Annotated in this window: 1 protein-coding gene; it reads left to right on the top strand. The window is 73.8% G+C overall.

The window, feature by feature from the left end:
* Nucleotides 1-6 precede the first annotated feature (6 nt).
* Nucleotides 7-23,484, top strand: a complete 23,478-nt coding sequence (locus ACLIN4_RS01340; RefSeq protein ID WP_411575400.1) for a type I polyketide synthase — start codon at nucleotides 7-9, stop codon at nucleotides 23,482-23,484.
* The last annotated feature ends 17 nt before the right edge of the window (nucleotides 23,485-23,501 follow it).

Raw genomic sequence — 23,501 nt, 5'->3', positions numbered from 1 at the left:
GCCATCATGACCACGCCCAGCGAAAAAGTAGTCGAAGCTCTCCGGGCCTCGCTCAAGGAGACCGAGCGCCTCAGGCGGCAGAACCGCGAACTCGCCGCCGCGGCCTCGGAACCCATCGCGGTCGTCGCGATGAGCTGCCGCTACCCCGGGGGAGTCAACTCGCCCGAGGACCTGTGGGACCTCGTCTCCTCCGGCACCGACGCCGTCTCCGGCTTCCCCACCGATCGAGGCTGGGACCTGGACGCCCTGCGGGACGCGGGCGTCGACGCCCGCGGCCACTCCGTGAGCCAGCAGGGCGGCTTCCTCGACGGCGTCGCCGACTTCGACGCCGGCTTCTTCGGCGTCTCCCCGCGCGAGGCCGTCTCCATGGACCCGCAGCAGCGGCTCCTGCTGGAGACCACCTGGGAGACGATCGAACGGGCCGGCATCGACCCCCGGCGGCTGCGCTCCAGCCCCACCGGTGTCTTCGTCGGCACCAACGGCCAGGACTACGCCTACCTGCTGATCCGTTCCCTGAGCGACGCCACCGGCGACATCGGTACCGGCATCGCCGCCAGCGCCACCTCGGGACGGCTGTCGTACACGCTGGGCCTGGAAGGGCCGGCGGTCACCGTCGACACCGCCTGCTCCTCCTCGCTCGTCGCCCTGCACGCCGCCACCCACGCGCTGCGCGCGGGCGAGTGCACCCTCGCCCTGGCCGGCGGCGTCAACGTCATGTCCGCCCCCGGCTCGCTCATGGAGTTCAGCCGCCAGGGCGGACTGGCCGGCGACGGCCGCTGCAAGGCCTTCTCCGACGAGGCCGACGGCACCGGCTGGTCCGAGGGCGTCGGCATGCTCCTGCTGGAGAAGCTGTCCGACGCCCGCCGCAACGGCCACCCCGTCCTCGCCGTGATCCGCGGCTCCGCCGTCAACCAGGACGGCGCCTCCAACGGGTTCACCGCGCCCAACGGGCCCGCGCAGCAGCGCGTCATCCGCCAGGCCCTGGACAGCGCCGGCCTGACCCCCGCCGACGTGGACGCGGTCGAGGCGCACGGCACCGGCACCCCCCTCGGCGACCCCATCGAGGCACAGGCCCTGCTGGCCACCTACGGCCAGGACCGCGACCCGGAGCACCCGCTGCTGCTCGGCTCCGTCAAGTCGAACATCGGACACGCCCAGGCCGCCGCCGGTGTCGCCGGCGTCATCAAGATGGTCATGGCCATGCGCCACGGGGTCCTGCCGAAGACCCTGCACGCCGACCACCCGTCCCGGCACGTCGACTGGTCCTCCGGCTCCGTACGCCTGCTCACCGACCGCACCGACTGGCCCGAGACCGGCCGCCCGCGCCGCGCCGGCGTCTCCTCCTTCGGCATCAGCGGCACCAACGCCCACGTCGTCCTGGAACAGGCCGAACCGGCCGCCGAACCGGAACCGTCCGCCGCGCCCGAGCCCGATGCCGCGCTCGTCCCGGCCGTCGTGCCCTGGCCGGTCTCCGCCCGCACCGAGACCGCCCTCGACGACCAGATCACCCGCCTCACCGCCCTCACCGGCGCCACCCCCCTCGACATCGGACACTCCCTGGCCACCGGGCGCTCCACCTTCGAGCACCGTGCCGTCCTGCTCACCGGCGTCGACGGCACCACCACCGAAGCGGCCCGGGGCCACGCCACCGCACGCACCCTCGCCGTGCTGTTCTCCGGCCAGGGCTCCCAGCGCGCCGGCATGGGACGTGAACTGCACGCCCGCTTCCCGGTGTTCGCGGCCGCCCTCGACGAGACGTGCGGCCTTTTCGACCCGCACCTGGACCGGCCGCTGCGCGACGTCCTGTTCGCCGGGCGCCGCACCCCCGAGGCGGCCCTCCTCGACAGCACCGGCTACACCCAGCCCGCTCTGTTCGCCTTCGAGGTCGCCCTCTACCGCCTGGTGGAGTCGTGGGGTGTCACGCCGGAGTTCGTCGCGGGGCATTCCGTGGGTGAGATCGCTGCCGCGTATGTGGCGGGGGTGTTCTCGCTGGAGGACGCGTGTGCGCTGGTGGCGGCTCGGGCTCGGTTGATGCAGGAGTTGCCGGCGGGTGGGGCGATGGTGGCGGTGCAGGCGTCCGAGGCCGAGGTCGCGCCGCTGCTGACGCCGGGGGTCGCCCTGGGCGCGGTCAACGGCCCGGACTCCGTCGTGCTGTCCGGTGAGGAGGGCGAAGTCCTGGCCGTGGCCGCCGGGTTCGTCGCCCGGGGCCGCAAGACCCAGCGGTTGTCGGTCAGTCACGCCTTCCACTCGCCGCTGATGGAGCCGATGCTCGCGGAGTTCCGCCGCGTCGCCGAGAGCCTCACCTACCACGAGCCGCTCCTCCCGGTCGTCTCCAACGTCACCGGCACCCTCGACGACGAGCACCGGCTGAGCACCCCCGAGTACTGGGTGGACCACGTCCGCGCCACCGTCCGCTTCTCCGACGGAGTACGCGCCCTCGCCGACGCCGGAGCGGACGCCTTCGTCGAACTGGGACCCGACGGCGTCCTCACCGCCCTCGCCCAGCAGAGCCTCGACACCGGCACCGGCACCGGCGCGCTGGCCGTGGCGGCACTGCGCAAGGACCGCGCCGAAGAACGCTGTCTGCTCACCGCGCTGGCCCGGCTGCACACGGCCGGCGTCGACGTCGACTGGTCCGCCTGCTTCCACGGCACCGGGGCCCGCCGCACCGACCTGCCCACCTACGCCTGGCAGCACGAGCGCTACTGGCCGGTGCTCATGGCCGCCGCCGGTGACGTCAGCGCCGCGGGCCTGGTCTCCGCCGAACACCCGCTGCTCGGCGCCGCCGTCTCCCTGGCCGGAACGGACGGCGTCCTGTTCACCGGACGCCTCTCCGCCCAGACCCACCCCTGGCTGATGGACCACACCGTCGGCGGCATGGCGGCCTTCCCCGCCACCGGCTTCCTGGAACTCGCCGTCCGCGCCGGCGACCAGGTCGGCTGCGACCGCGTCGACGAACTCACCCTCGCCAAGCCCCTCGTCCTCACCGAGAACTCCGCCGCCGTCGTCCAGGTCTGGGTCGGCGCACCCGACGAGAACGGGTCGCGCCCGGTCACCGTCTACTCCCAGGCCGTCGACGACCCCGAACAGCGCTGGACCGAGCACGCCTCCGGCCTCCTCGCCGAGGGCGAGCGCACCGCGGGCTTCGACGCCACCGTGTGGCCGCCCCGCGGTGCCGTCGCCGCCGACCTGGAAGGCTTCTACGAGCGCACCGAGTACGGACCGGTGTTCCAGGGCCTGCGGGCCGTGTGGACCCGCGCCGACGAGGCGTTCGTCGAGGTCGCGCTCCCCGCGCAGGTCGACGACGCCGAGTACTACGGCATGCACCCCGCCCTGCTCGACGCCGCCGTCCAGTCCGTCGGCTTCGCCGGCCTCGGCGACGGCAAGAAGCTCGTACCGTTCTCCTGGTCCGGAGTCTGCCTGCACGCGGGCGGAGCCTCCGTCGTCCGGGTCCGCGTCGCCCGCACCGGCGAGGACACGGTGTCCATCGCCGCCGTCGACGTCGAGGGCGCCCCGGTGCTCTCCGCCGAGTCGCTGAGCCTGCGCGCCCCCTCGACGCCGCACGCCCCGGCCCTGCACCGCGGCGCACAGGACGGACTGCTCCGCCTGGAGTGGCTGCCCGTCCCCGACGACACCGCCACCACCGCCGTACACCCGGTCACGCTCGGCGCCGGCACCTCCTGGCCCACCCCGGTGACCACCCTCGCCGAGGCCGCCGCCCTCACCCCGGCCCCCGACCTGGTGCTCGTCCCGCTGGACACCCCCGACGGCGACACCCCCGCGGCGGCCCACACCCTCACCGCCCACGCCCTCGGACTGGTCCGGCAGTGGCTGGAGCTGGATGCCCCCGGCACCGCACGACTGGTGTTCGTCACCCGCGGAGCCGTCGCCGCCGGAAGCGACGGCACGGTACGGGACCTGGCGGCCGCCGCCGCGCACGGCCTGGTCCGCGGCGCCGAGGCGGAGAACCCCGGCCGCTTCGCCCTGCTCGACCTGGACGCCGGAACGGACGCCCCCGCCGACGGCGTCCTGGCACGGCTCCCCGCCCTGCTGGCGGACGGCGACACCCAGTTCGCCGTCCGGGACGACACCGTCCTGGTGCCCCGCCTCGCCCGGCTCACCACCGGCGCGGGCCTGCTGCCCGTCCCCGGACTGCCCTGGCGCCTCGACAACACCACGCCCGGCCGCATCGACGGCCTCGCCCTCGTTCCCTGCCCCGAGGTGCTGGAGGCGCCGGTGGGCCGGCAGGTCCGAGTGGAGGTGCGGGCCGCCGGTCTGAACTTCCGTGACGTGCTGAACGCGCTCGGCATGTACCCCGGTGAGGCCGGACTCCTCGGGTCGGAGGCGACCGGTGTCGTGACGGCCGTGGGTCCCGAGGTGACCGGTCTTTCGGTCGGCGACCGGGTGATGGGCATGGTGCCCGGCGGCCTCGCCGACACCGCCCTCGTCGACGAGCGCTATCTCTCCGTCGTCCCCGCCGACTGGGACGACGAGACCGCCGCCTCGGTGCCGTTGGTGTTCCTCACCGCGCTGTACGCCTTCCGTGATCTCGCCGGTCTGTCGGCGGGGGAGCGGGTGCTGATCCATGCGGGTGCCGGTGGTGTGGGGATGGCGGCGGTGCAGTTGGCGCGTCATCTGGGTGCCGAGGTGTTCGCGACGGCGAGTGAGGGCAAGTGGGACGTTCTGCGGGGGCTGGGTCTGGACGGGGATCACATCGCGTCCTCGCGTGATGTGGGTTTCGAGGAGAAGTTCCGTGCGGTCACGGGTGGCCGTGGGATGGATGTGGTGCTGAACGCACTGGCGGGTGAGTTCGTGGACGCCTCGTTGCGGATCACGGCGCCCGGTGGGCGGTTCCTCGAGATGGGCAAGACCGACATCCGCGACCCGGAGACGGTCGGCGGTGGCGTGCGCTACCGCGCCTTCGACCTCGGCGAAGCCGGACCCGAACGCATCCACGAGATGCTCCGCGACCTCGTCGGCCTCTTCATCGACGGTGTGTTGAGTCCGTTGCCGGTGCGGGTGTGGGATGTGCGGCGGGCGTGTGAGGCGTTCCGGTTCATGAGCCAGGCCAAGCATGTGGGCAAGATCGTGTTGCGGATGCCGTCGCGCTGGAACCCCGAGGGCACGGTTCTGGTGACGGGTGGTACGGGTGGTCTGGGCCGGGTGCTGGCCCGTCATCTGGTGGAGTCGCGGGGGGTGCGTCGTCTGCTGCTGGTGTCGCGGCGTGGTCCGGCGGCCGTGGGGGTGGACGCGTTGTGTGCGGAGTTGGAGGGGCTGGGCGCGGTCGTCGAGGTGCGGGCGTGTGATGTGGCCGATCGTGCGCAGGTGGAGGGGTTGCTGGCGTCGGTGCCGGCGGAGTATCCGCTGACGGCGGTGGTGCACACGGCGGGTGTTCTCGATGACGGTGTGGTGACGTCGTTGTCGGGGGAGCGGTTGTCGGGTGTGCTGCGTCCGAAGGTGGATGCGGCCTGGCATCTGCACGAGTTGACGCGTGGCGCGGGTCTGGCGGCGTTCGTGGTGTTCTCCTCGGTGTCGGGTGTGATGGGCAGTGCGGGGCAGGCCAATTACGCGGCGGCGAACGTGTTCCTGGACGCGCTGGCCCAGCGGCGTGCGGCCGAAGGGCTGCCGGGTCTGTCGCTGGCCTGGGGTGCCTGGGAACAGACCGTCGGCATGACCGGCACCCTCTCCGAGACCGACATGCAGCGCATCGCCGCCTCCGGCGCCGCGCCGCTCCCCGTCGAACGCGGACTCACCCTCTTCGACACGGCCACCGGCTCCGACGAACCCCTCGTCGTCGCGGTCGGAGCCACCTCCGGCGACAGGAGGATGCCCGGCGAGGTCCCGCCGCTGCTGCGCAATCTGGTACGCGGCACCCGCCGCACCGCCGCGACCGCCGGCGGGGGCGCGAGCACCGCTGCCGCCCTCGCCCGCCGCCTCCTGGACATGCCGGCGGACGAACGGGTCCGCCACACCGTCGAACTGGTGCGGGCCGAGGCCGCCGCCGTACTCGGCCACTCCTCCGCCAAGGCCGTCGAACCTGGACGGGAGTTCCGCGAGCTGGGCGTCGACTCGCTCACCGCGGTCGAACTGCGCAACCGCCTCACCACCGTCACCGGCCTGCGGCTCAGCGCCACCCTGGTCTTCGACTACCCCACCCCGCACGGCCTCGCCGAGCACTTGGTGGGTGAACTCCTCGACGAGCACGGCGAGACCGGCACGCCCGTCGTGGCGGCCGACGTCGCCGAGGACCCGGTCGTCATCGTCGGCATGGCCTGCCGGATGCCCGGCGGCATCGCCACACCGGACGACCTGTGGCGGATGCTCGCCGACGGTGAGGACCGCATCACCGACTTCCCCACCGACCGCGGCTGGGACCTGAACGCCCTGTTCGGCGGCGGTCACGACAGCCGCGGTGTCAGCGCCACCCGGCGCGGCGGCTTCCTGCAGGACGTCGGTGGCTTCGACGCCGGGTTCTTCGGGATCTCGCCGCGCGAGGCCCTGGCGATGGACCCGCAGCAGCGGCTCCTCCTGGAGACCTCCTGGGAGGCGTTCGAACGCGCCGGCATCGACCCGGCGGGCCTGCGGGGCAGCGCCACCGGCATCTTCGTGGGCACCACGGGCCAGGACTACGCCAACCTCGTCATGACCTCCCGTGAGGACGTCGAGGGGCACGCGAGCACCGGCCTCGCCACCAGCGTCATCTCCGGACGCGTCTCCTACGCCCTGGGCCTGGAGGGACCGGCACTCACCGTCGACACCGCCTGCTCCTCCTCGCTCGTTGCGCTCCACCTCGCCGCCCAGTCGCTGCGCAGCGGGGAAAGCTCCCTCGCCCTGGCCGGCGGCGTCACCATTCTCTCGACCCCGATGAACTTCTCCGGGTTCACCCGGCAGGGCGGCCTGGCCGGCGACGGTCTCTGCAAGGCCTTCGCGGACGCGGCCGACGGAACCGGCTGGTCCGAGGGCGTCGGCCTGCTCGTCCTGGAACGGCTCTCCGACGCCCGCCGCAACGGCCACGAGGTCCTGGCCGTCCTGCGCGGCTCGGCCATCAACCAGGACGGCGCCTCCAACGGTCTCACCGCGCCCAACGGGCCGTCCCAGCAGCGCGTCATCCGCCAGGCACTGGCCGGCGCAGGGCTCACCGCCGTCGACGTGGACGCGGTCGAGGCGCACGGCACGGGCACCACCCTGGGCGACCCCATCGAGGCACAGGCCCTGCTCGCCACCTACGGCAAGGACCGTGACCCCGAGCGCCCGCTGCTGCTGGGCTCCATCAAGTCGAACATCGGCCACACCCAGGCCGCCGCGGGCGTCGCGGGCGTCATCAAGATGGTGCTCGCCATGCGCCACGGCACCCTGCCCAAGTCCCTGCACATCGACCGGCCGTCCACGCACGTCGACTGGGAGGCCGGGGCGGTCCGGCTGCTCACCGAGGAGACCCCTTGGCCGGAAACCGGGCGCCCCTGGCGTGCGGGTGTCTCCTCCTTCGGCCTCAGCGGCACCAACGCCCATGTGATCCTCGAGCAGCCGGAGCCGGCCACCGCCGAGCCGGAGGCCCTTACGGACCCGGACGAGCCCGCGGTCGTCCCGGCCGTCGTGCCGTGGCCCGTCTCCGCCCGCACCGAAGAGGCCCTGCCCGGACAACTGGACCGGATCACCGCGCACGACGCCTCCCCGCTGGACCTGGGCTTCTCCCTGGCCACCGGGCGCTCCTCCTTCGAGCATCGCGCGGTTCTGCTGGCCTCCATCGACGGTGTGGGGGAGCCGGTGGAGGTGGCCCGGGGGCGGGCCGTGGAGCGTTCGCTCGCGGTGCTGTTCTCCGGTCAGGGGTCGCAGCGGGTGGGGATGGGGCGTGAGCTGTATGCCCGTTTCCCGGTGTTCGCGGGGGCGCTCGACGAGGTGCTGTCGTTGCTGGACCCGCAGTTGGAACGTCCTTTGGGTGAGGTTCTGTTCGCGGAGGAGGGCAGTGCGGAGGCGGCGCTTCTCGACACCACCGGGTACACGCAGCCTGCCCTGTTCGCCTTCGAGGTCGCCCTTTACCGCCTGGTCGAGTCGTGGGGCGTGGTCCCCGAGTTCGTCGCGGGGCACTCGGTCGGTGAGATCGCGGCCGCGTATGTGGCGGGGGTGTTCTCGCTGGAGGACGCGTGCACGCTGGTGGCGGCGCGGGCCCGGTTGATGCAGGAGCTGCCGGCGGGTGGCGCGATGGTGGCCGTCCAGGCGACCGAGACGGAGGTCGTCGACCGCCTTACCGGTGGTCTGTCCGTGGCGGCGGTCAACGGCCCGGAGTCCGTGGTCGTAGCGGGCGCCGAGGCCGAGGTGTCCGCGCTGGCGGACGAGTTCGCGTCCGAGGGGCGCAAGGTCCAGCGTCTGTCGGTCAGTCACGCCTTCCACTCGGCCCTTATGGAGCCGATGCTCGCGGAGTTCCGCCGCGTCGCCGAGACTCTGGCGTACGCCGAACCGCGCATCCCGGTCGTCTCCAACGTCACGGGTACGGTGGCCGAACCGGGCCAGCTGACCACTCCCGCCTATTGGGTGGACCACGTCCGCGCGACCGTCCGTTTCGCCGACGGAGTACGTGCCCTCGCCGATGCCGGTGCGGACGCCTTCCTGGAGATCGGACCCGGCGGCGTCCTGGCCGCCCTCGCCCAGCAGAGCATCGACGCCGCCGCCGGAGCGGTGGTCGTCCCCGCGTTGCGCAAGGACCGCGACGAGGAGTCCGCGCTGCTCACCGCGCTGGCCCGACTCCACGTGGTCGGCACGGACATCGACTGGGCCCGCTGCTTCGAGGGGACCGCTGCGCGCCGCGTCGCGCTGCCGACGTACGCCTTCCACCACGAGCGCTACTGGCCGCGCCCGGCCACGCACACCGGTGATGTCACCGGCGCCGGGCTCCGCCCCGCCGAGCACCCGCTGCTCGGTGCCGCCACCGCCCTCGCCGCTTCCGAGGGGGTCCTGTTCACCGGGCGCCTCTCCCTCTCCACCCACCCCTGGCTCGCCGACCACACCGTCGGCGGCGGCATGGTGCTGTTCCCCGCCACCGGCTTCCTGGAACTGGCCGTCCGCGCCGGGGACGAGGTCGGCTGCGACCGGGTCGAGGAGTTCACCCTCGCCACGCCGCTCCTGCTGCCCGACGACGACGCCGCCGTCGTCGTACAGGTGTGGGTCGGCGCCCCTGACGAGGGCGGCTCCCGGAGGGTCAGCCTGTACTCCCGGCCGGCCGACGCCCCCGAGGAGACCTGGACCGAGCACGCCTCCGGCGTCCTGACCACCGGCGCCGCCGTCCTGCCCCTGGACACCTCGGTCTGGCCGCCGGAGGGCGCCGTCGCCGTCGACCTGGAAGGCTTCTACGAGCGCACCGAGTACGGTCCCGTCTTCCGCACCATCCGCGCCGTCTGGACCCGTGACGAGGAGGCCTTCGTCGAGGCGACGCTGCCGTCCCAGGCAGACGACGCCGGCTACTACGGCATGCACCCGGCGCTGCTCGACGCCGCCGTCCAGTCCGTCGGCTTCGCCGGTCTGGACGACGAGCACAAGTTGCTGCCGTTCCTGTGGGCTGGGGTGTCGCTGCACGCGGGCGGCGCCTCCGTGGTCCGCTTCCGGGTCGCGCGTACCGCCGAGGAAACGGTGTCCATCGCCGCCGTCGACGTCGAGGGCGCGCCCGTCCTGTCGGCCGAGTCGCTGGTGCTCCGCGTGCCTGCGGGGACGCAGGCCCCCGCCACCCGCCGTCCGGAGCTTGACTCGCTGCTCCGTCTGGTGTGGTCGCCGTTGCCGGAAGCCCCGGGTGCCCCGGAGACCGCGGAGGCCCCGAGGTCCGGAGACGCCACCCCTTCCTTCCGGTACGCCACCGTCGCCGCACCGGGCGAGGACGGCGCCGCAGCCGCCCTGAGCGGGCTCACCGGCGACGAAGACCTCGTCTGCGTACCGTTCCTCGGTGACACCGGCGACGGGACCGAGGGCCGTGACGTGCCCCTCGCCACCCACACGCTCACCGCACGCGCCCTCGGTCTGGTGCAGGAGTGGCTCGCCCAGGAGCGCTTCGCCGACTGCCGGCTGGTGTTCGTCACCCGCCGTGCCGTCCAGGCCGGCCCCGGGGACCGGGTCGAGGACCTGCCCGCCGCCGCCGTCTGGGGTCTGGTCCGCGCCGCGCACTCCGAGAACCCGGGCCGATTCGCCCTGGTCGACCTGGACGAGGCCACTCCCGTCGAGGACGTCCTGGCGCAGCTGCCCGCGCCGCTCGCGGACGGCGACGCCCAGTTCGCGGTCCGGGACGGCGCGGTGCTGGTGGCGCGGCTGGACCGTGCGGTCGCGGGCCCCGGCCTGCTGCCGCCCGCCGAGGGCCCGTGGCGCCTGGACACCACCGCCCCGGGCAACCTGGACGCGCTGACGCTGCGCGCCTGCCCCGAGGTGCTGGAGGCACCGGAGGGCCGGCAGGTCCGAGTGGAGGTGCGGGCCGCCGGTCTGAACTTCCGTGACGTGCTGAACGCGCTCGGCATGTACCCCGGTGAGGCCGGACTGCTCGGCGCCGAGGCGACCGGTGTCGTGACCGCCGTGGGTCCCGAGGTGACCGGTCTTTCGGTCGGCGACCGGGTGATGGGCATGGTGCCCGGCGGCCTCGCCACCGACGCGCTGATCGACGAACGGTTCCTCGCCCGCGTCCCCGAGGGCTGGAGCGACGAGGAGGCGGCCTCGACGCCGCTCGTCTTCCTCACCGCCCTCTACGGACTCACCGAACTCGCCGGTCTGTCGGCGGGGGAGCGGGTGCTGATCCATGCGGGTGCCGGTGGTGTGGGGATGGCGGCGGTGCAGTTGGCGCGTCATCTGGGTGCCGAGGTGTTCACGACGGCCAGTGAGGGCAAGTGGGACGTTCTGCGGGGCATGGGTCTGGACGGGGATCACATCGCGTCCTCGCGTGATGTGGGCTTCGAGGAGAAGTTCCGTGCGGTCACGGGTGGCCGTGGGATGGATGTGGTGCTGAACGCGCTGGCGGGTGAGTTCGTGGACGCCTCGTTGCGGATCACGGCGCCCGGTGGGCGGTTCCTGGAGATGGGCAAAACAGACATCCGCGATGCGGAGTCGGTCGGCGGTGGCGTGCGCTACCGCGCCTTCGACCTCGGCGAAGCCGGACCGGACCGTACCGGTGAACTGCTGGCCGAGCTGCTGGCCTTGTTCGACTCGGGTGTGTTGAGTCCGTTGCCGGTGCGGGTGTGGGATGTGCGGCGGGCGCGTGAGGCGTTCCGGTTCATGAGCCAGGCCAAGCACGTGGGCAAGATCGTGTTGCGGATGCCGTCGCGCTGGAACCCCGAGGGCACGGTTCTGGTGACGGGTGGTACGGGTGGTCTGGGCCGGGTGCTGGCCCGTCATCTGGTGGAGTCGCGTGGGGTGCGTCGTCTGCTGCTGGTGTCGCGGCGTGGTCCGGCGGCCGTGGGTGTGGACGCGTTGTGTGCGGAGTTGGAGGGGCTGGGCGCGGTCGTCGAGGTGCGGGCGTGTGATGTGGCCGATCGTGCGCAGGTGGAGGGGTTGCTGGCGTCGGTGCCGGCGGAGTATCCGCTGACGGCGGTGGTGCATACGGCGGGTGTTCTCGATGACGGTGTGGTGACGTCGTTGTCGGGGGAGCGGTTGTCGGGTGTGCTGCGTCCGAAGGTGGATGCGGCCTGGCATCTGCACGAGTTGACGCGTGGGTCGGGTCTGGCGGCGTTCGTGGTGTTCTCCTCGGTGTCGGGTGTGATGGGCAGTGCGGGGCAGGCCAATTACGCGGCGGCCAACGTGTTCCTGGACGCGCTGGCCCAGCGGCGTGCGGCCGAGGGGCTGCCGGGTCTGTCGCTGGCCTGGGGTGCCTGGGAACAGACCGTCGGCATGACCGGCACCCTCTCCAACACGGACGCGCGCCGCATGACGGCGGCCGCCGCACCGCCCCTCACCGTCGACCAGGGCCTCGCCCTGTGGGACGCCGCGACCGTCTCCGACGAGCCGTACCTCGTGCCGATCGGCGCCTCCGGCAACAGCAGGATGCCCGGCGAGGTGCCCCCGCTGCTGCGCAATCTGGTACGCGGCACCCGCCGCACCGCCGCGACCGCCGTCGGCGGCGCGAGCACCGCCGCGGCCGTCACCCGCCAACTCCTCGACCTGCGGGAGGAGGAGCGCCTGCGCTTCGCGGTCGACCTGGTCCGCGCCGAGGCCGCCCCGGTCCTCGGGCACTCCTCGGTCAAGGCCATCGACGCCGAACGCGACTTCCACGACCTCGGCTTCGACTCGCTCACCGCGGTCGAACTGCGCAACCGGCTGACCACGGCCACCGGCCTGCGCCTCCCCGCGACCCTGGTCTTCGACTACCCCACGCCCACCGTTCTCGCCGAGCACCTGGTCTCCGCCCTGCTCGACGAGCAACGCGCCACCGGCACGGCCGCCCCGGTCCCCGTCTCCGCGGCCCTGGCCGAGGACCCGGTCGTCATCGTAGGCATGGCCTGCCGGATGCCCGGCGGCGTCAGTTCCCCCGAGGAGCTGTGGCAGCTGGTCCTCGAAGGCGGCGAAGGGATCTCCGCCTTCCCGACCGATCGAGGGTGGGACCTGGAGACCCTCCGGCGGGGCGGCGAGGGCGGCCACGGCCGCAGCGCCACCTCCGAGGGAGGCTTCCTGTACGACGTGGCCGACTTCGACGCCGGGTTCTTCGGCATCTCGCCGCGCGAGGCCCTGGCGATGGACCCGCAGCAGCGCCTGCTCCTGGAGACCACCTGGGAGGCGTTCGAACGCGCCGGCATCGACCCGGCCACCGTGCGCGGCAGCCGCACCGGCGTCTTCGTCGGCACCAGCGGCCAGGACTACACCACCCTCGTCATGAACTCCCGTCAGGACGCCGAGGGACACGCCCCCACCGGCCTCGCCACCAGCGTCATCTCCGGGCGCCTGTCCTACACGTTCGGACTGGAGGGCCCGGCGGTCACCATCGACACCGCCTGCTCGTCCTCCCTGGTCGCCCTCCACTGGGCGGCGCACGCGCTGCGTTCCGGCGAAGCCGACCTGGCCCTCGCCGGCGGCGTCACCGTCATGTCCACCGCCATGGGCTACGCGGGCTTCACCCGGCAGGGCGGCCTCGCCCCCGACGGTCGCTGCAAGGCCTTCGCGGACGCCGCCGACGGCACGGGCTGGTCCGAGGGCGTCGGCATGCTGGTCGTGGAGCGGCTGTCCGACGCCCGCCGCAACGGTCACCCGGTCCTCGCGGTCCTGCGCGGCTCGGCCGTCAACCAGGACGGTGCCTCCAACGGTCTGACGGCGCCCAACGGGCCGTCCCAGCAGCGCGTCATCCGCCAGGCCCTCGCCGGCGCCGGACTCGCCCCCGCCGACGTGGACGCGGTCGAGGCGCACGGCACGGGTACCACCCTGGGCGACCCCATCGAGGCGCAGGCCCTGCTCGCGACGTACGGTCAGGACCGGCCCGAGGACCGGCCGCTCTTGCTGGGCTCCATCAAGTCGAACATCGGCCACTCCCAGGCCGCCGCCGGTGTCGCCGGCGTCATCAAGACCGTCATGGCGCTCCGGCACGGCGTCCTGCCCAGGTCCCTGCACATCGACCGGCCGTCCACGCACGTCGACTGGACCGAGGGCGACGTACGCCTGCTGACCGAGACCACCCCCTGGCCGGAGACCGGACGTCCGCGCCGCGCGGCCGTGTCGTCCTTCGGTATCAGCGGGACCAACGCGCACACCATCATCGAGCAGGCCCCCGAGGCCGACGAGCCGGTGCCCGTCGCCGAACCGGAGGCGGCTCCCGCCGTCGTCCCGTGGCCGGTGTCCGCGAAGTCCCCGGAGGCGCTGGACGCACAGCTCGCCCGGATCACCTCCGTCACCGGTCCCACACCACTGGACGTGGGCCTGACGCTCGCCACCGAGCGCTCCACCTTCGAGCACCGCGCGGTCCTGCTGGCCTCCGTCGACGGCGCGGGGGAGCCGGTGGAGGTGGCCCGGGGGCGGGCCGTCGAGCGCAGGCTGTCCCTTCTCTTCTCCGGTCAGGGGTCGCAGCGGGTGGGGATGGGGCGTGACCTGTACGCCCGTTTCCCGGTGTTCGCGGGAGCGCTCGACGAGGTGCTGTCGTTGCTGGACCCGCACCTGGAACGTCCCTTGCGTGAGGTGCTGTTCGCGCAGGAGGGCAGTGCGGAGGCGGCGCTTCTCGACACCACCGGGTACACGCAACCCGCCCTGTTCGCCTTCGAGGTCGCCCTCTACCGCCTGGTCGAGTCGTGGGGCGTGGTCCCCGAGTTCGTCGCGGGTCATTCCGTCGGTGAGATCGCGGCCGCGTACGTCGCGGGGGTGTTCTCGCTGGAGGACGCGTGCACGCTGGTGGCGGCGCGGGCCCGGTTGATGCAGGAGCTGCCGGCGGGTGGCGCGATGGTGGCCGTCCAGGCGACCGAGGCCGAGGTCGTCGACCGCCTTACCGGTGGTCTGTCCGTGGCGGCGGTCAACGGCCCGGACTCCGTGGTCATCGCAGGTCCCGAAGCAGAGGCGTCCGCGCTGGCAGACGAGTTCACGGCCGAGGGGCGCAAGACGCAGCGGCTGTCGGTCAGTCACGCCTTCCACTCGGCCCTGATGGAGCCGATGCTGGATGCCTTCCGTCACGTGGCGGAGACCCTGGAGTACGCCGAACCGCGCATCCCGGTCGTCTCCAACGTCACGGGTACGGTGGCCGAGCCGGGCCGGCTGACCACTCCCGCCTATTGGGTGGACCACGTCCGCGCGACCGTCCGTTTCGCCGACGGAGTACGTGCCCTCGCCGATGCCGGTGCGGACGCCTTCCTGGAGATCGGCCCCGGCGGCGTCCTGGCCGCCCTCGCCCAGCAGAACATCGACGCCGCCGCCGGAGCGGTGGTCGTACCCGCGTTGCGCAAGGACCACGACGAGGAGTCCGCGCTGCTCACCGCGCTGGCCCGACTCCAGGTAGAGGGGTCCCGGGTCGACTGGGCCCGTGTCTTCGACGGCACCGGTGCCCGACGAGCCGACCTGCCCACCTACGCCTTCCAGCGCGCCCGCTACTGGCCCGACACCCGGCGCCCCAGCGAAGGTGCCGGGAGCGCCGATCCGCTGGACCACGCCTTCTGGACGGCCGTCGAGGGGGAGGACCTGACCGGTCTCGCCTCCGACCTGGACGTGGACACCGACGCGCTGGGCGCCGTGCTGCCCGCCCTGTCCACCTGGCGGCGCAGGCGGCGTGACCAGGCGAGGGTCGACTCCCACCGGCACCAGGAGGCGTGGAAGCCACTGTCGTTGCCGGCCAACGCGCCCGTGCCCTCCGGCACCTGGCTGGCCGTGGTGCCCTCCGCACTGGCCGAGGACCCGTGGACCTCCGCCGTGCTCGACGCCGTCGGCACCGATGTCGTACGCCTCACCCTCGGCCCCGAGGACACCGCCGGGCGGGAGACGCTCGCCGGACGGCTGCGCGGGCTCTCGGCCGACGGCTCCGTCCTGACGGGCGTGGTGTCCCTGCTGGCCCTCGCCGACTCGTCGGAGGCCGCCGCGCTGCAGGACGGGACCGATGCGCCCGCCGTCGCGACCGCGGTCCTGTTCCAGGCCCTCCTCGACGCCGGCGTCGCCGCACCCCTGTGGTGCGTGACCCGGGGAGCGGTCGCCGTGGCCGCCTCCGAGGCGCTCACCGCTCCCGTCCAGGCGGCCGTGTGGGGCATCGGGCGGGTCGCCGCGCTGGAACACCCCGCCGCCTGGGGCGGTCTCGTGGACCTGCCCGCCGAGCTGGACGAGCGGACCGCCCGCCGGTTCGCCGCCGTCCTCGCCGGCCACGACGGCGAGGACCAGGTCGCCGTCCGCGCCTCCGCGGTCTTCGGTCGCCGCCTGGTCCCGGCACCGGACACGGCTCCCGACACCGGCTGGGAACCGCGCGGCACGGTCCTCGTCACCGGCGGCACCGGCGGCCGGGGCGCCCACCTGGCCCGCCGGCTCGCGACCGCGGGCGCCGAGCACCTGGTGCTGCTGAGCCGGCGCGGCCCCGAGGCGCCCGGCGCCGACGACCTTCGCGCCGAGCTGGAGGGACTGGGTGCCCGTGCCACCCTGATCGCCTGTGACGCGGCCGACCGTGAGGCACTGGCCGGCGTCCTCGCGGACATCGCGGCCGACCTCCCGCTCACCGCGGTGGTGCACGCCGCCGGGGTCGTCGACGACGGCGTCCTCGACGAACTCACCCCCGAGCGGTACGCCGCCCCGCACCGTGCCAGGACCGTGCCCGCCCTCCACCTGCACGAACTGACGCGGGACCTGGACCTGGACGCGTTCGTCCTGTGCTCCTCCGTCGCCGGCGCCGTCGGCACGGCCGGCCGCGCCAACCTCGCCGCGGCCACCGCCGTCCTCGACGCGCTCGCCCGGCACCGACGCGACGCGGGCCTGCCCGCCACCTCGGTGGCCTGGGGCGCCTGGGTCGGCGACGAGCCCGACGCCCCCGCGGACGCGCAACGGTCCGAGGGCGAGGGGAGGCCCGCGCGGCGTGCCGTCGGCCACCCGGCCGTCCACCCCGACCTGGCGGTGGCCGCACTGCGGCAGGCCGTCACCCGGCCGGAGGCCGTGACCGTGCTCCTCGACCCGCGTCAGCCGCAGGTCCTGGACGGTCTCATCGGGATGCGCGGCAACGCGCTCCTGCGCGACCTGCCCGAGGCCCGGCAGGCACTGGCCGATGCCGAGGACACGCGGGACCGGACCAGGAGCACCGCGTCCGGGCTCGTGGGCCGGCTGCGCGACCTGCCCGCCGACGAGCGGACCGGGCTCATCACGGACCTGGTGCGCACTCACGCGGCCTTCGTCCTCGGTCACCCCGGCCCGGAGGCCGTCGCCCCCGACCGGAACTTCCGCGACCTGGGCTTCGACTCGCTCACCGCGATCGAGCTGCCGAACCGGCTCGCCCTCGCCACCGGGCTGCGGCTGCCCGCCACCACGGTGTACGACTACCCGACCGCGCAGGCGCTCGCCGAGCACCTCGTGGCCGAACTGCTGGGCGAGCAGGGCAGTCCCGCTCCCGACCCGGCCGCCGCGGCCGCCCTGGCCGAGGACCCCGTCGTCATCGTCGGCATGGCCTGCCGCCTGCCCGGCGGGGTGCGCTCCCCGCAGGACCTGTGGAAGATGCTCAGCGAGGGCCGCGACGGGATCGAGGCCTTCCCCGAGGACCGCGGCTGGGACCTCGCCACACTGACGACCGGGGGCGCCGACGGCCGAGGCCGCAGCGCCACCCTGCACGGCGGCTTCCTCGCCGGGGCCGCCGAGTTCGACGCCGCCTTCTTCGGCATCTCGCCGCGCGAGGCCCTGGCGATGGACCCGCAGCAGCGGCTCCTGCTGGAGACCACGTGGGAGGCGTTCGAACGCTCGGGCATCGACCCCGACGGGCTGCGCGGCAGCCGCACGGGCGTGTTCGTCGGCACCAACGGCCAGGACTACTCCACCCTCGTCATGAACAGCCGGGAAGACCTGGAGGGTCACGCCGGCACCGGCCTGGCCGCGAGCGTCGTCTCCGGCCGCCTCGCCTACACCTTCGGCCTGGAGGGCCCGGCGGTCACCGTCGACACCGCCTGCTCCTCCTCGCTGGTCGCCCTGCACTGGGCGATGCAGGCCCTGCGCGCCGGCGAGTGCGACCTGGCCGTGGCGGGCGGCATCACCATGATGAGCACGCCGTCCGCGTTCTCCGGGTTCACCCTCCAGAACGGCCTGGCCACCGACGGCCGCTGCAAGGCGTACGCGGACGCGGCCGACGGCACCGGCTGGTCCGAAGGCGTCGGTCTGCTCGTCGTGGAGCGTCTTTCGGACGCCCGCCGCAACGGGCACGAGGTCCTGGCCGTCGTCCGGGGCTCGGCCATCAACCAGGACGGCGCCTCCAACGGTCTCACCGCGCCCAACGGGCCGTCCCAGCAGCGCGTCATCCGCCAGGCCCTGGCCACCGCCGGCCTGACCCCCGCCGACGTGGACGCGGTCGAGGGTCACGGCACCGGCACCCCGCTCGGCGACCCCATCGAGGCGCAGGCTCTGCTCGCCACCTACGGCCAGGACCGCGACCCCGAACGGCCCCTGCTGCTGGGCTCCATCAAGTCGAACATCGGGCACACCCAGGCCGCCGCCGGTGTCGCCGGCATCATCAAGACGGTCATGGCGATGCGCCACGGCACCCTGCCCAGGTCCCTGCACATCGACCGGCCGTCCACGCACGTCGACTGGGAGGCCGGGGCGATCCGGCTGCTCACCGAGGAGACGGCCTGGCCCGAGACGGGGCGGCCCTGGCGGGCGGGCATCTCGTCCTTCGGCATCAGCGGGACCAACGCGCACACCATCATCGAGCAGGCCCCCGAGGCCGACGAGCCCGACGAGCCGGTGACCGCCGACGGTCCGCGGGCCACCCCGTCCGTCGTGCCGTGGCCGGTGTCGGCCAAGTCCGGCCAGGCCCTGGACTCCCAGGTCGCGCGTGTCACGGCGCTCACCGGCGCCGAACCGCTCGACGTGGGCTTCTCCCTCGCCACCGGCCGCACCCGGTTCGACCACCGTGCCGTGCTGCTCGCCGGGCCCGACGGCGCCCCGGCCGAGGTCGCCCGCGGCCGGGCCGCCCACCGTGGCCTCGCGATGCTGTTCTCCGGGCAGGGCTCGCAGCGGGCCGGGACGGGGCGTGCGCTGTACGCGCGCTTCCCGGTCTTCGCCGACGCGCTGGACGAGGTCATGGCACGCCTCGACACCGAACTGGCCCGTCCGCTGCGCGAGGTGCTGTTCGCGCCGGAGGGGACGCCCGAGGCCGCCCTCCTGGACACCACCGGGTACGCCCAGCCCGCGTTGTTCGCGGTCGAGGTGGCGTTGTTCCGGCTGGTGGAGTCGTGGGGCGTGGTCCCGGAGTTCGTCGCGGGTCATTCCGTGGGTGAGATCGCTGCCGCGCATGTGGCGGGGGTGTTCTCGCTGGAGGACGCGTGTGCTCTGGTGGCGGCGCGGGCCCGGTTGATGCAGGAGTTGCCGGCGGGTGGGGCGATGGTGGCGGTGCAGGCGACCGAGGCCGAGGTCGCGCCGCTGCTGACGCCGGGGGTCGCCCTGGGCGCGGTCAACGGACCGGACTCCGTCGTGCTGTCCGGTGAGGAGGGCGAAGTCCTGGCCGTGGCCGCCGGGTTCGTCGCCCGGGGCCGCAAGACCCAGCGGTTGTCGGTCAGTCACGCCTTCCACTCGCCGCTGATGGAGCCGATGCTCGCGGAGTTCCGCCGCGTCGCCGAGACCCTGGAGTACACCGAACCGCGCATCCCGGTCGTCTCCAACGTCACCGGTACGGTCGCGGAGCCGGAGCAGCTGACCACTCCCGCGTACTGGGTGGACCACGTCCGCGCCACCGTCCGTTTCGCCGACGGAGCACGCGCCCTGGCCGAAGCGGGTGCCGACGCCTACCTGGAGATCGGCCCCGGCGGCGTCCTCACCGCCCTCACCCAGCGCGTCCTGGACGCCGACGAGCGGGACGAGGCGGTCGCCGTCCCGGCCCTGCGCAAGGACCGCGACGAGGAGACCGCCCTGCTCACCGCCCTCGCCGCACTCCACGTCAGCGGCGTGCACGTCGACTGGGCCGCCTGGTTCCACGGCACCGGAGCCCGCCGCACCGAGCTGCCGACCTACGCCTTCCAGCGCGAACGCTACTGGCCGCGCCCGGCCGCCCTCACCGGCGACATCAGCACGGCGGGCCTCATCTCCGCCGACCACCCCCTCCTCGGCGCCGCCGTCCCGCTCGCCGACTCCGAGGGAGCCCTGTTCACCAGCCAGATCTCCTTGCAGGTCCACCCCTGGCTGCTCGACCACAAGGTGGGCGGAACGGTCATCATGCCCGGCACCGGCTACCTGGAGATGGCGATCCGCGCCGGCGACCAGGTCGGCTGCGCCCGCGTCGAGGAACTCGTCCTGGCCGCCCCGATGGTCCTCGACGAGAAGGTGCCCACCTCCGTCCAGGTCGTCATCGGCGCACCCGACGACGACGGCTCCCGCTCGCTCACCTTCTACTCCCGCCCCTCCGACGCCGTCGACGGTCCCTGGACCCGGCACGCCGACGGTGTCCTCGCCGTCGAGGAGCACAGCGACCCCTTCGAGGCTCCCGTCTGGCCGCCGGCCGACGCGGCGTCCGTGGGATTCGACGGCGACTACAGTCGCACCGAGTACGGGCCCTCCTTCCACGGGCTGCGCCAGGTGTGGGTCCGCGGGGACGAGGCGTTCGCGGAGGTCACGCTTCCCGAGGAGATCGCCGGGGACGCCCAGTACTTCGGGATGCACCCCGCCCTGCTGGACGCCGTCCAGCACGCGAACGGCTACCTCGGCGTCGGCAGCGCCGACCATCCGCTGCTGCCGTTCGCCTGGAACGGCGTCTCCCTGCACGCCGGCGGCGCGACCACCCTGCGGGTGCGGATCACCCGGCTCGGCGACGAGTCGGTCCGGCTGACCGCAGCCGACGCCGAGGGCGCCCCGGTGCTCTCCGCCCGGTCCCTGGTCCTGCGCGCCCCGAGCGTCCCCCGCGCCCCGGTGACCACCGGCGGTCAGGAGCCGGTGTTCCGGCTCGACTGGACCGCCGCCCCCGAGGTCAAGCCCACCGAGGGCCTGACCGCCACGGTCCTGGGCGAGGACGTGTTCGGCGCCGGCGGCAGCCTGACCTCCCTCGCCGACCTCACCGCCGCCGACGCGGACACCTCCGCCGCCCCGGACTTCGTCCTCGTACCCCTCGGCGGGACGTCCGACAGCCCTGCCGACGCCGGCGACCCGTACGCCACCGGGAACGACGTGCCCGGCGCCGTCCACGCGCTGACCACCCGCACCCTGAGCCTCGTCCAGGAGTGGCTGGACACCCGAGGACTCGACCACTCCCGTCTGGTGTTCGTCACCCGGGGCGCGGTCGCCGCGGACGACACGGAGACGGTCCACGACCTCGCGGCGGCAGCCGCCTGGGGCCTGGTGCGCTCCGCCCAGTCCGAGAACCCCGACCGGTTCGTCCTGCTGGACCTGGACCCGAACCCGGCCGTGGACCCGGACGCGACGACCGCCTCCGCACGGTCCGGCGCACCGGCCGCCCCCGACGCCCTGCGGGCCCTGCTGCCGGGCCTGCCGGGGCTGCTCGCCACCGGTGACGCCCAGTTCGCCGTACGCGGGGGCACCGCCCTCGTCGGCCGGCTCGACCGGCTCGCCACCGCGCCCGGCCTGCTCGCGCCGACCGGGGTGCCGTGGCGCCTCGACACCACCGGCAAGGGCAGCCTGGACAACCTCGTCCTGGCCCCCTGCCCGGAAGTCCTGGCACCGCTCGGCGCCCACGAGGTACGCATCGACGTGGACGCCACCGGCCTGAACTTCCGCGACGTGCTGAACGCGCTCGGCATGTACCCCGGAGAGTCCGGCCCGATGGGCACCGAAGCCACCGGCACGGTCACCGCCGTCGGCGAGGCCGTCACCGGCCTCGTGCCCGGCGACCGCGTCCTGGGCACCGTGCCCGGCGGCTTCGGCCCCGTCGTCGTCGCCGACGAGCACTACCTGGCCCGCGTCCCCGAAGGCTGGACCAAGGAGCAGGCCGCCTCGGTGCCGTTGGTGTTCCTCACCGCGCTGTACGCCTTCCGTGATCTCGCCGGTCTGTCGGCGGGGGAGCGGGTGCTGATCCATGCGGGTGCCGGTGGTGTGGGGATGGCGGCGGTGCAGTTGGCGCGTCATCTGGGTGCCGAGGTGTTCGCGACGGCCAGTGAGGGCAAGTGGGACGTTCTGCGGGGCATGGGTCTGGACGGGGATCACATCGCGTCCTCGCGTGATGTGGGCTTCGAGGAGAAGTTCCGTGCGGTCACGGGTGGCCGTGGGATGGATGTGGTGCTGAACGCGCTGGCGGGTGAGTTCGTGGACGCCTCGTTGCGGATCACGGCGCCCGGTGGGCGGTTCCTGGAGATGGGCAAGACGGACGTCCGTGACCCGGAGTCGGTCGGCGGTGGCGTGCGCTACCGCGCCTTCGACCTCGGCGAAGCCGGACCCGAACGCAACAAGGGCCTCCTCGGCGAACTGCTCGACCTGTTCGCCGAAGGCGCGCTCCGGCCGCTGCCGGTACGCACCTGGGACGTGCGCAGGGCCCGTGAGGCGTTCCGGTTCATGAGCCAGGCCAAGCACGTGGGCAAGATCGTGCTCACCATGCCGCCCCGCTGGAACCCCGAGGGCACCGTCCTCATCACCGGCGGCACCGGCGCCCTCGGCGGACACCTCGCCCGCCGCCTCGCCACCGCCGGCATGCGCCACCTGCTGCTCACCAGCCGCCGCGGCACGGACGCCCCGGGCGCCGCCGAACTCGCTGCGGAACTGCGCGAACTGGGCGCCGAGGTGACCGTCGCCGCCTGCGACACCACCGACCGCGACGCCACCGCCGCCCTCATCGGCTCCGTACCGGCACAGCACCCGCTCACCGCGGTCGTCCACACCGCGGGCGTCCTCGACGACGGCGTGATCGCCTCGCTCACCCCCGAACGCCTCGCGGCCGTCCTGCGGCCGAAGGTGGACGCGGCCTGGCACCTGCACGAACTGACCCGCGACCTCGACCTCGCCGCGTTCCTGCCCTTCTCGTCCATCGCGGGCGTCATGGGCAGCCCCGGCCAGGGCAACTACGCCGCGGCCAACTCGTTCCTGGACGCCCTCACCCGCCACCGCCGTGCACTCGGCCTGGCCGGCACCTCGCTCGCCTGGGGACCGTGGGCCCACGACGGCGGCATGACCAGCACCCTGTCCGACACCGACATGCGCCGCATGCAGTCCGGCGGGCTGCCGCCGCTCGCCGTCGAGCAGGGCCTCGACCTGTTCGACATCGCCCGTGGCTCGGACGAGACCTTCCTCGTCCTGGTCGGCCTCGCCCCCGGCGCCATGCGCGGTGCCGCTCCCGAGGACCTGCCGCCCCTCTTCCGCTCCATGGTCCGCAGCGGCCGCCGCACCGCTGCCGCCACCGACGCGGCCGGCGCCGCGGCGGCACTCGGCGCCGAACTCGCCGGACTCGACGCCGCCGACCGGGTCCGCCGCGTCACCGACCTGATCCGCGAACAGGCCGCCAGGGTCCTCGGCCACGCCTCCCCGAAGGCCGTCGACGTCACCCGGGAGTTCCGCGAACTGGGCCTGGACTCCCTGACCGCGCTGGAACTGCGCAACCACCTGTCCACCGCGACCGGACTGCGCCTCCCGGCCACCCTGGTCTTCGACTACCCGACCCCCACGGCCCTCGCCGAACACTTCGTCTCCGAACTGACCGGCGACGACACCCCGCAGGGGCCGTCCCTGCTCGCCGAACTCGACCGGCTCGACGCGCTCCTCGCGGCGGCGGCGGACGACCCGGACGAGATCACCCGCGCGGGCCTCGCCCTGCGCCTGGGCCGGATGCTCGACAAGGTGCGCGGCACCGCACCGGATCCCACCGGCCCGGACGTCGCCGACGACTTCGAGTCGGCCAGCGCCGACGAGGTCCTCGCGTTCATCGACAACGAGCTCGGCCGCCTGGGCGACCGCTGAGACGAGCTTGATCCACC

The organism is Streptomyces mutabilis (assembly GCF_046628145.1).
Taxonomy (GTDB): domain Bacteria; phylum Actinomycetota; class Actinomycetes; order Streptomycetales; family Streptomycetaceae; genus Streptomyces; species Streptomyces mutabilis.
Note: the sequence above shows the minus strand (reverse complement) of the source record. Positions and strands in the feature narration are given on the sequence as shown.

Coding starts and splice junctions, on each gene's coding strand:
- ACLIN4_RS01340 (WP_411575400.1), top strand. CDS start 7: ATGACCACGCCCAGCGAAAAAGTAGTCGAAGCTCTCCGGGCCTCGCTC.